This window comes from Streptomyces sp. VTCC 41912 (assembly GCF_045799175.1).
In the GTDB taxonomy this organism is placed as follows: Bacteria; Actinomycetota; Actinomycetes; order Streptomycetales; family Streptomycetaceae; genus Streptomyces; species Streptomyces albulus_C.
In genome coordinates this window covers 188,748-201,858 of sequence record NZ_JBJMAB010000002.1, presented here as the reverse complement: position 1 = coordinate 201,858, position 13,111 = coordinate 188,748, and the positions used below count along the sequence as shown (strand labels likewise).

Here is a 13,111-nt window from a genome sequence, read left to right as displayed (position 1 = left end):
CGGCGCCGGCGCGGGCCGTGCCGGCGCTGCCGCGTACGACCCTGACGGCCCTGGCGGGCGGCCCCGTCGATCCGCGGGTGTCCGGCATCCGGCCGGAAAGGGCCCGTTCGTGGCCGAACTGCGAAACTGGCCGCATGGTCGACCACACGTCGCGTCCGCCGCATCCGCCGCATCAGTCCGCGGCCCCCGCGAGCACCGCTCCGGCCGTGCCGGCGGGGATCACGGTCGACGACGTGCGCGAGGCGCAGAAGCTGCTGTCCGGGGTGGCGCGGACCACCGCACTGGAGGGCAGCCGCTACCTGTCGGCGCTGGTGGGCGCCCCGGTCCACCTCAAGTGCGAGAACCTCCAGCGCACCGGCTCGTTCAAGATCCGCGGCGCGTACGTGCGGATCGCCGGTCTCTCGGCGCAGGAGCGGGCCGCCGGCGTGGTGGCGGCCAGTGCCGGCAACCACGCCCAGGGGGTGGCCCTCGCGGCGTCCCTGCTGGGCGTGGCCTCGACGGTGTTCATGCCGGTCGGCGCGCCGCTGCCGAAGGTCGCCGCGACCCGCGAGTACGGCGCCGAGGTGCGGCTGCACGGCCAGGTGGTGGACGAGACGCTGGCCGCCGCCCAGGAGTACGCGCGGCAGACCGGTGCGGTCTTCATCCACCCCTTCGACCACCGCGACATCATCGCGGGCCAGGGCACGGTCGGCCTGGAGATCCTCGAACAGTGCCCGGAGGTGCGCACCGTCGTGGTCGGGGTGGGCGGCGGCGGGTTCGCCGCGGGCGTCGCCCTCGCGGTCAAGGCGCTGCGGCCGGACGTGCGGGTGGTCGGGGTGCAGGCGGCGGCCGCCGCCTGCTACCCGCCGTCGCTGGCGGTGGGGCGCCCGGTGGCGATCGAGCCGCTGGCCACGATGGCGGACGGCATCAAGGTGGGGCGCCCCGGCGACGTGCCGTTCGGCATCGTGCGGGAGCTGGTGGACGAGGTCCGCACGGTCACCGAGGACGAGTTGTCCGCCGCCCTGCTGCTGTGCCTGGAGCGGGCGAAACTGGTGGTGGAGCCGGCCGGGGCGAGCCCGGTGGCGGCGCTGCTGTCGTCGCCCGGCTCCTTCGAGGGGCCGGTGGTCGCGGTGCTCTCCGGGGGCAACGTCGATCCGCTGGTGATGCAGCGGATCCTCCGGCACGGCATGGCCGCCGCCGGCCGCTACCTGTCCTTCCGGGTCCGGCTGACCGACCGCCCGGGGGCGCTGGCCAATCTCCTCGGAGTCCTGACGGTGGTGGACGCCAACGTCCTCGATGTCGGGCACGTGCGCATCGACCCCCGTCTCGGGCTCACCGAGGTCGAGGTCGAACTGCACCTGGAGACGAAGGGCCCGGAGCACTGCGCCGAGGTCACCGCGGCGCTGCGCGGGGCGGGCTACGACGTGGTCGCGGTCTGACGCGGGGCGGTGCGCGGGCGGGGCGGTGGCGGGCAGCCACCGCCCCGCGGCGTTCGGGGCCCGGCCGTCGCTGCTCCGTCGGGTCGCCGTCGGGTCCCCGTCGGGCCGGTTCCGCGCCGCGACGGAAGACCGCTCACGCACCCGTATCGCGATGTATCGCGTTTGCGCTACGATCGGCGCGAGCGGGGGTGCCGCGGCATGGCGTCCGCCGCGGACGAGCGCCCGTCAGTCACCCGCACGCCCTGGAGTGCGCCGGCCCCCCTGCGGAACCGTGGGGCATCGGCACCGGAAGCAGGGCCGCCGCACGCCCGAAAACGTACTATTCGGCTTATCTGTCGTATTCGACCTGGAACTGATCCAAGCCATGGGGGTACCCACATGCCAGGCGCCATTTACGCCGAAGGTCTGGTGAAGACCTTCGGTGAGGTGAGGGCACTGGACGGCGTCGATCTCGACGTTCCCGAAGGAACCGTCCTCGGAATGCTCGGCCCGAACGGTGCCGGCAAGACCACCGCCGTCAGGGTCCTGACGACCCTGCTCCGGCCCGACCGGGGGACCGCGCGGGTGGCCGGCGTCGACGTCGTCGCACATCCCGACGCGGTGCGCCGCGCCATCGGCCTCTCCGGCCAGTTCGCCGCCGTCGACGAGTACTTGACCGGCCGGGAGAACCTCGTGATGGTCGGGCGGCTCTACCAGATGAGCGGACGCGACGCCAAGCGCCGGGCCGCCGAACTGCTGGAGCGCTTCAACCTCGGCGACGCCGCCGACCGCACCGCCAAGACCTACTCCGGCGGGATGCGCCGCCGGCTCGACCTCGCCGCCGCCCTGGTCGTCAGCCCGCCGGTGATGTTCATGGACGAGCCCACCACCGGCCTGGACCCGCGCAACCGCCAGGCGCTGTGGGACGTCATCCAGGAACTCGTCGCCGGCGGCACCACCCTGCTGCTCACCACCCAGTACCTGGAGGAGGCCGACCGGCTCGCGCACGACATCTGCGTCGTCGACCACGGCCGGGTCATCGCCCGCGGCACCTCCGACCAGCTCAAGGCGCGCACCGGCGGCGAACGGATCGAGGTCGTGGTGCACGCCCCCGAGCACCTCCCGGTGGCCGAGGGTGTCCTGCGCGCGGTCGCCAAGGGCGACGGTGCGGTCGAGCCCCACACCCGGAGGCTGACGTTCCCGGTGACCGGCGGCGCCAAGCTGCTCGCCGAGGTCATCCGCGAACTGGACTCCCGCGGCGTGGAGATCGACGACATCGGGCTGCGCCGCCCCACCCTCGACGACGTCTTCATCGCACTGACCGGACACACCGCCGAGGCGGCACGGGACGGCGTCGACACCCCCGCCGACGGCGACCGGGCCGGCGCGGCCACCACCAAGGAGGGCGTGCGATGAGCGCGTTCGACCAGGCGGCCGGCGCGGCCGCCGCCCGCAACCCGCAGCCCCGCGGCGGCCTCGTGCGATCCGTCCGCGACGCACTGGTGGTGGCCCAACGCAACTTGATCCGGATGCTGCGGATCCCCGAGGTCGTGATCTTCGGGCTGATCCAGCCGATCATGTTCGTGGTGCTGTTCACCTACGTCTTCGGCGGATCCATCGCCGTCCCCGGCGCCCCGGCCGGCGACGCCCAGGCGTACCGCGAGTTCCTGATGGCCGGGATCTTCGCGCAGACCGTCACCTTCGCCACCGCCGGTGCCGGCGCGGGCATCGCGGACGACATGCACAAGGGGCTGATCGACCGGTTCCGCTCGCTGCCGATGTCCCGCGGCGCGGTGCTCACCGGCCGGACCCTCGCCGACCTGGTGCAGACCGCACTGACCCTGGTGGTGCTGGCCGTGGTCGCGCTGCTCATCGGCTGGCGCAGCCACGAGAACCCGGCGAGCGTGCTGGCCGGCTTCGCCCTGCTGCTCCTGCTCGGCTACGCCTTCTCCTGGATCGGCGCACTCATCGGCCTCTCGGTCCGCACCCCCGAGGCGGCCACCTCCGGCGGACTGCTCTGGCTCTTCCCGCTGACGTTCATCTCCAACGCCTTCGTCCCGGTCAACGGCATGCCGGCGTTCCTCCAGCACGTCGCGGAGTGGAACCCGTTCAGCGCCACCGTCGCCGGCGCCCGGCAGCTGTTCGGCAACACCATCGAGGGCGTGCCGCAGTCGGTGACCGGGGCCTGGCCGATGGAGCACCCCGTGCTGGCCTCGGTGATCTGGTCGGTCCTGATCATCGTGGTCTTCCGGACCCTGGCGGTCCGCAAGTACCGCTCGGCGACCGCCTGAGCCGGCCGCCCCCCGCACGCGGAAGGCGGCCCGGAGCGCTCAGCTCCGGGCCGCCTGCGTCGTGTGTGACGTGGTGCGCGGCTCAGCCGTTGTACGGCTTGGCGTCGAGGATCTTCACCGACGCCTTCTTGCCGTTCGGGAGCTCGTACTCCGCGTCGGCACCGATCCGCTTGCCGTTCACGCCCGACCCCAGCGGCGACTGCGGGGAGTAGGTCTCGACGTCCCCGCTCGCGTACTCCCGCGAAGCCAGGAGGAACGACAGCGTGTCGTCCGGGTCCCCGTCGAACGCGATGGTGACGACCATGCCGGGGGCGACCGTGCCGTCGGCCGCGGGAGCCTCGCCCACCTTCGCGGCCTCCAGCAGCTGCTTCAGCTGGCGGACGCGGAGTTCCTGCTTGCCCTGCTCCTCCTTGGCCGCGTGGTACCCGGCGTTCTCCTTCAGGTCACCTTCCTCGCGGGCCGCCTGGATCTTCTCGGTGATCTCGGCGCGTGCGGGACCAGACAGGTACTCCAGCTCGGCCTTGAGCTGGTCATACGCCTCCTGGGTCAGCCAGGTGACGTTCTCGCTGGTCTGGGTCACAGGTGCTCCTCGTCGGTACTGGGGATAAATCAAACGCCCTACCAGGAAGGTTTGCGCCTTCACAGGTGGGCGAAACCACGAGCCTAACAATTCCGGCACAAAAGGGGGAAGAGGAATTTCACAGTGGTCGCACAGGAATGCATCGCCGCAGATCAGAGTCGTTCGGCCGGCGCGCGGACGTCGGCCGAACGGGTCACCGGCCCGCTCCGCTCCGTCGGCGCCGGATCCCGCAGGGGCGTCGTGCGGTCAGCCGTTGCCGGCCGGCGCGCCCGTGCAGCCGACCAGGACCGCGTTGGTCGCGCGCTTCGTCGTCCGCACCGTGACCTCGGTGTCGACCTGGCCGGCGCGCTGGTCGATGGCGACGTCCTTGCGGCCGACCTCGGAACCGTCGGTGGCCTGCGAACGCAGCGTGCACACCCCCGTGTCGTCCTTGTCCTTGACGACTTCGAGGTGGACCTTGACCGCGTGGTCGGAGACGGCTTCCCAGGTGATGATCCGGCCGCTGAGGTCCTGCCCGGAGATGTACGAGACGCCGAGCCAGCCCACCACGCCGAGCAGTGCCGCACCGAGCACCGCCCCGATGATCTTCAGCTTGCGGTCCGCGCGCTGGTCAGCGGAACGGCCGTAGCGTCCGTCCGGGAGCCCTTCGCGCACCGCAGCCATGATCCATCCTCCTGATAGGGGACCGGGAACCGACGGACCCCCGGGGGGTCCCCGCCCCAGGGAATACAGCGCCCCCTCGCTTCGGTCACTATAGGAGGCATCTTCTCCGGCTTTTCACTGAGGATCGAGTCTTGACCGAGCAGCTGCGATTGATGGCGGTCCACGCCCACCCCGACGACGAGTCGAGCAAGGGTGCGGCCACCATGGCCAAGTACGTGTCCGAGGGGGTGGACGTACTGGTCGCCACCTGCACAGGCGGCGAGCGAGGCTCCATCCTCAACCCCAAGCTCCAGGGCGACCCGTACATCGAGGAGCACATCCACGAGGTGCGCAAGAAGGAAATGGACGAGGCCCGGGAGATCCTGGGCGTCAAGCAGGAATGGCTGGGCTTCGTCGACTCGGGGCTCCCCGAGGGCGACCCGCTGCCGCCGCTGCCCGAGGGCTGCTTCGCCCTGGAGGACGTCGAGGTCGCGGCCGGGCGCCTGGTCAAGCTGATCCGGGAGTTCAAGCCGCAGGTCATCACGACCTACGACGAGAACGGCGGCTACCCGCACCCGGACCACATCATGACCCACAAGATCACGATGGTGGCCTTCGAGGCGGCCGGCGACCCGGAGAGGTACCCGGAGGCCGGCGAGCCCTGGCAGCCGCAGAAGCTCTACTACAACCAGGGCTTCAACAAGCCCCGCACCATCGCGCTGCACGAGGCGCTGCTGGAGCGCGGCATGGAGTCGCCCTACGGCGAGTGGCTGGAGCGGTGGAAGCAGTTCGAGCGGCGCGAGCGGACGCTGACCACCTACATCCCGTGCGCCGACTTCTTCGAGATCCGCGACAAGGCGTTGATCGCCCACGCCACCCAGATCGACCCCGACGGCGGGTGGTTCCGGGTGCCGATGGACGTCCAGCGCGAGGTCTGGCCGACGGAGGAGTACGAGCTCGCGAAGTCGCTCGTGGACACTTCGCTCCCCGAGGACGACCTCTTCGCGGGCATCCGCAACAATTGAGCCCATGATGAGCGCGACCAGCACCCTCGCCCTGACGCACTTCGTCACCCTTGCCGACAGCTTCGACAAGGACAAGGTGACCCCCGGCGTCCTCGGCTTCATCGTTTTCGCGGTCATCGGCGGCGCCGTGTGGCTGCTGATGAAGTCCATGAACAAGCACATGCGCAAGGTGGACTTCGAGGAGCCCGCGGAGGACGGCCAGGGCACTGCCGCCCCGGCGGCCGCCGCGGCTGCGGAGCCGAAGACCAGCTGACCGCCCGGCGCCGGGCCCGCGGGCCCGGCGTGGGGCGTGCGCACCGCGTCGCCGGTCCATGGACCCGGTGCCGGTCCGCGCGCCGGCCGTCTGGCAGCGGCCGGTCGACCGGCCCGGCGGCTCGCTGATCCAAGAGGTCAGCGAGCCGTGCCCGCGACCGGACGCCCCGCCTCCGCACGGGCGGCGCACGCCGGCACCGTCACTCGGCGGCGGCCGGCTCCTTCGGCACGCCCATGACCTCCCGGGCGTGCCGGTCCGGCACCATGCCCAGGCGCCACGCCTGCCACCCCGTCTCGGGCTCCACCCCGCGCTCCAGCAGCAGCCCGAAGGTCTGGGCGCAGTCCTCCAGCTTCGCGTCCCGCCCGTCGTGCCGCTCCCGGACCAACTGCGCCAGCTCCTCCTGCGCCACCGCCGCGCCGACCACCGAACCGCCGGGCGAGGCGAACGGCAGCAGCGTGCACCGCAGGAACCGCGCCCAGTCCGCCCCGCGGCGGTCGCCGTACCCGGCGAAGAGCCGCCCGGCCTCGTCGGCCAGCTCCAGCGCCTGGGCCGTGCGGCCGTTGCCGGCGTCGACGATCACCAGCTCCAGCACCGACCACGCCTCGCCGTGCGCCACCCCGATCCGCTGGAAGTCCTTCCGGGCGTCCTGGAGCAGCTGCCGGGCGAAGCCGCTGTTGCGCAGCGAACCGGTCTGCTCGGCCCGCAGGTCCCGGGTCACCCGCCCCGCGTGGTGCCGGGCACAGGCCAGGCCGTAGCCGTCCTGCATGCGACTGAACATGTTCCGCGAGCGCTCCAGCTGCCGCAGGGCCTCGTCGCGCTCCCCGCGCTCCTCCAGCGCCTGGCCGAGGTAGTACATCGTCCACGCCTCGCCGCGGGCGTCCTCGTGCTGGCGGTGCAGCGGCAGTGCCTGGCGCAGCTGGTCCACCGCGGGGCCGGGGTCGCCGGCTACCAGGCGGGCCCGCGCCAGCTGGGTCATCGCCCAGGCCGTGCCGCGGTCGTCGTGCGTGCGTCCGTACAGCTCCAGGGCGGCGTGCAGGGCGGCCTCGGCGGCCGGGACGTCGCCCCGCCGCAGGTGGACCTGACCGAGCTGGAAGTGCGCCCACGCCTGGCCGTGCAGGCTCTCGCTCTCCTCGTGGAGCGCCACGGACTCGCTCAGCAGCTCCAACGCCTCGGCGAGCCGCGCCCGGTCCCGCTCGACCGCCGCCAGGGCGTGCAGCGTCCACGCCCGGTCGCCGCGCATGTCGGGGCCGGCCTGGAGGTCCAGCGCCTCGCGCAGCTTGGCCGCCGCCTCGGTGAGACTGCCCTGCTGCTGGAGCGTGATGCCCAGGTCGCGCAGCGCACGGGCCGCACCCACCGGGTGCTGTGCCTCGAAGTAGAGGTCGACCACCGACGACAGCGTCGTCCGGGCGCGGTCCAGCTCGCCCAGCTGGCGGGCCGCGACGCCGGTGCGCCACTGCACCGAGCGGACCAGCATCCCCTGGCCGGCCGCCCGGGTCAGCTCGCTCAGCTCGCCCAGGCGGTAGAGGTCGCCGCGCAGCAGGCAGTAGTCGCACAGCGCGCCCAGCAGGTGCGAGACGGTGTCCTGGTCCACCTCCTGATCGGCGTGGCGCAGGGCGGCGGTGATGAAGCTGGTCTCGTCGTCCAACCACTGCAGGGCCGCGTCCAGGGACGCGAAGCCGTGCGGGCCGAAGCGGTCGGCGCGGGTGGAGGTGTTGCCGTCGACGAGCCGGATCACCGCGTCGGCCAGCTCCGCGTAGCCGCGGATCAGCCGCTCCTGGGCCGCGGCGCGCTCGGCCGGCTCCTCCTCCTCGGCCAGCCGGGCGTGCGCGAACCGGTGCACCAGGGGGTGCAGGCGGTACCGCTCGCCGCGGACGTGCTCGATCAACCCCGCCCCGGCCAACGCGGTCAGCCGCTGCTTGGCCTCCGTGTCCGCGACGCCCAGCAGCGCGGCCGCGGCGGCCACCCCCAGGCTCGCCCGGCCCACCAGGGCCAGCCGGCGCAGCAACTGCCGGGCCTGCGGCGGCTGGTCGGCGTAGCGCAGCGCCAGGGCCCGCTCCACCGGTGCCGCCCCGCCGGCCTCCGCCAGCTCCTCGGCCAGCGCGGCGGGGGAGCGCTCGCCCAGCGCGGAGCCGACGACCCGCAGCGCCAGGGGCAGGCCGGCGCACAGCTCCGCGATCCGGTCGATCGCCCGCGCGTCGTACGGGGCGGCGTCGTCCGCCGGCTCCGCACCGGCCGCCGCCGAGCGCAGCAACTCCTCGGTGCCCGCCGCGTCCAGCGCCGCCACCGGCAGGTGGTGCACCCGGGCCGCCAGGTCGGCGGGCAGCTCCAGCGGTGTGCGGGAGGTGACCAGGACCAGGCTCTCGGAACGGTCCGGGACCAGGGCCCGCACCTGCTCGGCGTCCGAGGCGTCGTCGAGCAGCACCGTCACGGGAAGTCCGGACAGGTGCTGGTGGTAGAGCTCGGTGAGCCGCCTGACGTGCTGCTCCTGCGAGGGACGCTCGCGGAACAGCAGCTGCTCGCGCGGCGCGCCCAGACGGTTCAGCAGGTGCAACAGCGCGTCCCGGGTCGGCAGGGGCACCTCGCCGGGGGTGTCGCCGCGCAGGTCCACCAGACACGCGCCGCGGAACTGATCGCGCAGTTGGTGGGCGGCCCGCACGGCCAGCGCCGTCCGCCCCGCGCCGGACTCGCCGTGCAGCACCACCACGATCGGCCGGGTCTCCGTGCTCGCCCGGCCGGCCTGTACCCACTGGACGATCTGCGTCAGCTCTGCCCGCCGCCCGGCGAACGGGCCGTCAGGGCGGGGGAGTTGCGTGAACGACCGCTCCAGGACCGACCGCTGGCGGGCCGCCGCGCTACGGTCCGCGCCGCGCAACTGCGGCCCCCGCGCGCCCTTCGCCTTCCCCGCCGGCCGGGCCGCGGACCCGCCGCCGCTGCGGGCCGCCGCGCTCACCATCCGCTGCTGGTCCAGGAACGGGCGGATGCCACGCACCTCCAGCGCCGTCAACCACTGGAGCCGCAGTTGCTCCGGCCCGCCGGGCTGGCCGCGCATCCCGGCCTGGCGGTGCGCCGCCGGGAAGTGACCAGCCGTCAGCTTCACCACCGTGGCCGCCGCGCCGGCCACCAGCGCGGCGGCGCCCGCCCCGACCGCCGGCCCGCCACCCGTGCCGTACGCCAGGTCCACCCCGAACGCGGCCACCGCGGCGACCGCCGACGCCACGACCGGGGTGCCCAGCTCCTTGCGCGAGAGCCGCTCCGCGAACGGCCGCCGGCCGGCCGCCGCCTCGTCCAGCGCACGGACGTACGCCGCGTACTCCTCCCCGGCGGGCGCGGCCAGCTCGTCCAGCGCCGCCCGCGCCCTGCCGAGCAGTGCCGGCCCGTCGAGCCGGCCGCCGGATCGGCGCACCTCCTCCTCGACGGCCCGCGTCAGCAGCCCGTCCGCTTCCTTCCGGTGGCCGTCCCGCAGCCCAGCCAGTTCGCCCGGCATGCCCGTCCCCCCTCCAGCAGTCGCCAGGAGTCCTGGCGGTCCAGCGGTCGTCGACGGATCACCCCTGCCCACCGGCGCGTCCCCGCACCCGTGCGGCTCGCCCGGCGTGATCTCCGCCGTGCACACAGTCTTCCGTGTCCGGGCGGATTCCGGCAGGGCTGTGGATAACTCCTGCCTCTCCCGGAATCCGGGGCCCCAGTGGGAGAGGATGGCCCCATGCCGAACCGCCTGGCCCATGAGACGTCCCCGTACCTGCTCCAACACGCCGACAATCCGGTCGACTGGTGGCCGTGGTCCCCCGAAGCGTTCGAGGAGGCCCGACGGCGCGGCGTCCCGGTACTGCTCAGCGTCGGCTACAGCTCGTGCCACTGGTGCCACGTCATGGCGCACGAGAGCTTCGAGGATCCGGCCGTGGCCGCGCTGCTCAACGAGCACTTCGTGGCCGTCAAGGTCGACCGCGAGGAGCGTCCGGACGTCGACGCCGTCTACATGGAGGCCGTCCAGGCCGCCACCGGTCAGGGCGGTTGGCCGATGACCGTGTTCCTCACGCCCGACGCCGAGCCCTTCTACTTCGGGACGTACTTCCCGCCCGAGCCGCGCCACGGCATGCCGTCGTTCGGGCAGGTCGTCGAGGGGGTCCGCGGGGCGTGGGCGGACCGGCGCGAGGAGGTCGGCGAGGTCGCCGGCCGGATCGTCGCCGACCTCGCGGGCCGTTCGCTGGCCGAGTCGCTGCCGGAGGGGGACCAGCGGCCCCCGCGCCCCGAGGAGCTGGCGGCCGCCCTGATGGGGCTGACCCGCGAGTTCGACGCGGTGCACGGCGGGTTCGGCGGCGCGCCGAAGTTCCCGCCGTCCATGGTCGTGGAGTTCCTGCTGCGCCACCACGCCCGGACGGGGTCCGCGGGCGCCCTGGAGATGGTCGAGGCGACCTGCGCCGCGATGGCCCGCGGCGGCATCTACGACCAGCTCGGCGGCGGCTTCGCCCGCTACTCCGTCGACCGGGAATGGGTCGTTCCGCACTTCGAGAAGATGCTGTACGACAACGCCCTGCTGTGCCGCGCCTACGCCCACCTGTGGCGCGCCACCGGCTCCGACCTGGCCCGTCGGATCGCCCTGGAGACCGCCGACTTCATGGTCCGCGAACTCCGCACCGAACAGGGCGGCTTCGCCTCCGCACTGGACGCGGACAGCGACGACGGCACGGGCCGGCACACCGAGGGCGCGTACTACGTGTGGACGCCGGAGCAGTTGCGCGCCGCCCTGGGCGAGAAGGACGCCGAGTTCGCCGCCACGTACTTCGGCGTCACCGAGGACGGCACCTTCGAGGAGGGCGCCTCCGTCCTGCAACTCCCGGACACCGGGGACCTGGTGGACGCGGAGCGGGTGGCGTCGGTGAAGGAGCGGCTGCTCGCGGCCCGCGCCGAGCGCCCCCGCCCCGGGCGCGACGACAAGATCGTCGCCTCCTGGAACGGGCTGGCCGTCGCCGCGCTCGCCGAGACCGGTGCCTTCTTCGACCGGCCCGACCTGGTGCAGGCCGCCACCGACGCCGCCGACCTGTTGGTCCGCGTCCACATGGACTGGCAGGCCCGGCTGCACCGCACCTCCCGCGACGGCGCGGCCGGCACCCACACCGGTGTCCTGGAGGACTACGCGGACGTCGCCGAGGGGTTCCTCACGCTGGCGTCGGTCACCGGGGAGGGCGTCTGGGTGGAGTTCGCCGGCTTCTTCCTGGACACCGTGCTGGTCCAGTTCGCCGCCCCGGACGGCACGCTCTACGACACCGCAGCCGACGCCGAGCGGCTGATCCGCCGTCCCCAGGACCCGACCGACAACGCCACGCCCTCCGGGTGGACCGCCGCGGCCGGGGCGTTGCTGTCGTACGCGGCGCTGACCGGCAGCGCCCTGCACCGGGACGCCGCCGAGCGCGCCCTGGGCGTCGTCACCGCCCTGGGCGGCCGGGCGCCGCGCTTCATCGGGTGGGGGCTGGCGGTCGCCGAGGCGGCGTTGGACGGGCCGCGCGAGGTCGCAGTGGTCGGCCCGTCGGACGCCCCGGCCACCCGGGCGCTGCACCGGGCCGCGCTGCTGGGCACCGCCCCCGGGGCGGTGGTGGCCCTGGGTGCTCCGGGGGAGGACACCGCCGAGGTGCCGCTGCTGAGGGCGCGCCCCCTGGTCGACGGCGAGCCGGCCGCCTACGTGTGCCGGCACTTCACGTGCGAGCGGCCGACGACGGACCCGGAGGAGCTGGCGGAGCGGCTGCGGCCCTGACGTGGTGCGGCGGGGCCGGCCGGCGGCCCGTAGGCGGCCGGGCCCGCCGGTTCCCTCCGGGGCCCGGCGACCCGGCACCCGCCCCAGGTCCTAGGACCAGCGACCGGATTGAACTTGACGCGGGCGTCAAGTTCTAGCCTCGGCGCATGACGAACCGCACGCACCGCGAAGTCCGCCTGGCCGCCCGACCCACCGGCCCGGTCACCGACGACCTCTTCGAGATCGTGGAGGTCCCCGTCCCGGAGCCGGCGGTGGGTCAGGTCCTGGTACGCAACACCCTGATGAGCGTCGCCGCCGTGATGCGCACCCTGATGGACGAGGTCACCACCCTTCCGATGCCGTCCTTCGTGGTCGGCAAGGCGCTCGACGGGCCGGCCGTCGGCGAGGTGGTCGCCGCCCCCGGGACCGACCTCGACCCCGGCGACCTGGTGACGCACCGCCTCGGCTGGCGCGAGTACGCCCTGTTGGACGCCGGGGACGTCCAGCGCCTCGACGCCGGGCTGCTGCCCGACCCGGCCGGCTACCTCTCCCAGGGCCCCACCGCCCTGATGGGCATCGACCGCGGCGCCGAAGTCCGGCCCGGGGACACGGTGTTCGTCACCGGGGCGGCCGGCGGCGTCGGCTCGCTGGCCGGCCAGATAGCCAAGCTGCGCGGCGCTGCCCGGGTCATCGGCAGCACCGGCTCGCCGGAGAAGGCCGACCGGCTGCGCAAGGAGTTCGGCTACGACGCGGTGGTCGTCCGCGGTGCCGGGCCCATCGAGGAGCAGTTGCGGGCGGCCGCCCCGGAGGGCATCGACGCGCTCTTCGACAACGTGGGCGGCGAGCAGCTCCAGGCCGCGATCGCCCTCGCCAACCGCGGCGCCCGGCTCGCCGTGGTGGGCGCGCTCTCCGTCCAACTGGCCGACGGGAAGCCGGCTCCCACCCCGATCGACACCCTGTCGCTGCTGGCTCGCAGCATCACCCTGCGCGGCGTCCCGCTCTACGACCACCTGGACCTGATCCCGGCGTGGCACCGGCTGTTCGGGCAGGGGCTGCGCGAGGGCACCCTCACCTTCCCGCACGCCCGTCTGCACGGCATCGAGCAGGCCCCGCAGGCGCTGCAGGAGCTGATCGCGGGCCGCCATCTGGGCGCCGTCCTGGTGGAGTTGTAAGACACGCCCCCGGGCGGGGCGGTCGC

At 73.8% G+C, this 13,111-nt stretch carries 10 protein-coding genes; 7 read left to right on the top strand and 3 right to left on the bottom strand.

Annotated elements, in window-relative coordinates:
- Positions 1–134: 134 nt before the first annotated feature.
- The 3 genes from ilvA to ACJ6WD_RS04195 all read left to right on the top strand — a co-directional run bounded on the left by ilvA (position 135) and on the right by ACJ6WD_RS04195 (position 3,688).
- Entirely contained in the window at positions 135–1,418 is a 1,284-nt protein-coding gene (gene ilvA / locus ACJ6WD_RS04205; protein WP_233656997.1) for a threonine ammonia-lyase, read from the top strand.
- Between the two features lie 378 nt (positions 1,419–1,796).
- Entirely contained in the window at positions 1,797–2,813 is a 1,017-nt protein-coding gene (locus tag ACJ6WD_RS04200; protein WP_407615154.1) for an ATP-binding cassette domain-containing protein, read from the top strand.
- A complete protein-coding gene (locus tag ACJ6WD_RS04195) occupies positions 2,810–3,688 on the top strand; it encodes an ABC transporter permease (RefSeq protein ID WP_233656995.1) in 879 nt (292 codons plus the stop codon). Before ACJ6WD_RS04200 ends, ACJ6WD_RS04195 begins: the two co-directional genes overlap by 4 nt.
- An 82-nt stretch (positions 3,689–3,770) precedes the next feature.
- On the opposite strand, the gene greA is transcribed toward ACJ6WD_RS04195, so the two are convergent.
- Positions 3,771–4,268, bottom strand: coding sequence for a transcription elongation factor GreA (greA, locus tag ACJ6WD_RS04190; RefSeq protein WP_233656994.1), 498 nt, complete (start codon positions 4,266–4,268; stop codon positions 3,771–3,773).
- Positions 4,269–4,514: 246 nt separating this feature from the next.
- Positions 4,515–4,931, bottom strand: a complete 417-nt coding sequence (locus ACJ6WD_RS04185; RefSeq protein ID WP_233656993.1) for a DUF4307 domain-containing protein — start codon at positions 4,929–4,931, stop codon at positions 4,515–4,517.
- Positions 4,932–5,062: 131 nt separating this feature from the next.
- On the opposite strand from ACJ6WD_RS04185, the gene mca reads away from it, so the two are divergent.
- Positions 5,063–5,935: a mycothiol conjugate amidase Mca gene (mca, locus tag ACJ6WD_RS04180; RefSeq protein ID WP_331248665.1), complete on the top strand. Its 873-nt coding sequence runs from the start codon at positions 5,063–5,065 to the stop codon at positions 5,933–5,935.
- 4 nt (positions 5,936–5,939) lie between these two features.
- Positions 5,940–6,188, top strand: a complete 249-nt coding sequence (locus ACJ6WD_RS04175) for a hypothetical protein (protein ID WP_016572725.1) — start codon at positions 5,940–5,942, stop codon at positions 6,186–6,188.
- Positions 6,189–6,387: 199 nt separating this feature from the next.
- Here ACJ6WD_RS04175 and ACJ6WD_RS04170 read toward each other — a convergent pair whose 3' ends face one another.
- Positions 6,388–9,672: a tetratricopeptide repeat protein gene (locus ACJ6WD_RS04170; RefSeq protein WP_233656992.1), complete on the bottom strand. Its 3,285-nt coding sequence runs from the start codon at positions 9,670–9,672 to the stop codon at positions 6,388–6,390.
- 216 nt (positions 9,673–9,888) lie between these two features.
- On the opposite strand from ACJ6WD_RS04170, the gene ACJ6WD_RS04165 reads away from it, so the two are divergent.
- Positions 9,889–11,934, top strand: coding sequence for a thioredoxin domain-containing protein (locus ACJ6WD_RS04165; RefSeq protein ID WP_407615153.1), 2,046 nt, complete (start codon positions 9,889–9,891; stop codon positions 11,932–11,934).
- Between the two features lie 146 nt (positions 11,935–12,080).
- A complete protein-coding gene (locus tag ACJ6WD_RS04160) occupies positions 12,081–13,085 on the top strand; it encodes a zinc-binding dehydrogenase (protein ID WP_407615152.1) in 1,005 nt (334 codons plus the stop codon).
- Positions 13,086–13,111 lie beyond the last annotated feature (26 nt).

Excerpts from the sequence above, each read along its gene's own strand:
- ilvA (WP_233656997.1), top strand. The coding sequence starts at position 135 with ATGGTCGACCACACGTCGCGTCCGCCGCATCCGCCGCATCAGTCCGCG.
- ACJ6WD_RS04200 (WP_407615154.1), top strand. The coding sequence starts at position 1,797 with ATGCCAGGCGCCATTTACGCCGAAGGTCTGGTGAAGACCTTCGGTGAG.
- ACJ6WD_RS04195 (WP_233656995.1), top strand. The coding sequence starts at position 2,810 with ATGAGCGCGTTCGACCAGGCGGCCGGCGCGGCCGCCGCCCGCAACCCG.
- ACJ6WD_RS04185 (WP_233656993.1), bottom strand. The coding sequence starts at position 4,931 with ATGGCTGCGGTGCGCGAAGGGCTCCCGGACGGACGCTACGGCCGTTCC.
- ACJ6WD_RS04175 (WP_016572725.1), top strand. The coding sequence starts at position 5,940 with ATGATGAGCGCGACCAGCACCCTCGCCCTGACGCACTTCGTCACCCTT.
- ACJ6WD_RS04170 (WP_233656992.1), bottom strand. The coding sequence starts at position 9,672 with ATGCCGGGCGAACTGGCTGGGCTGCGGGACGGCCACCGGAAGGAAGCG.
- ACJ6WD_RS04165 (WP_407615153.1), top strand. The coding sequence starts at position 9,889 with ATGCCGAACCGCCTGGCCCATGAGACGTCCCCGTACCTGCTCCAACAC.
- ACJ6WD_RS04160 (WP_407615152.1), top strand. The coding sequence starts at position 12,081 with ATGACGAACCGCACGCACCGCGAAGTCCGCCTGGCCGCCCGACCCACC.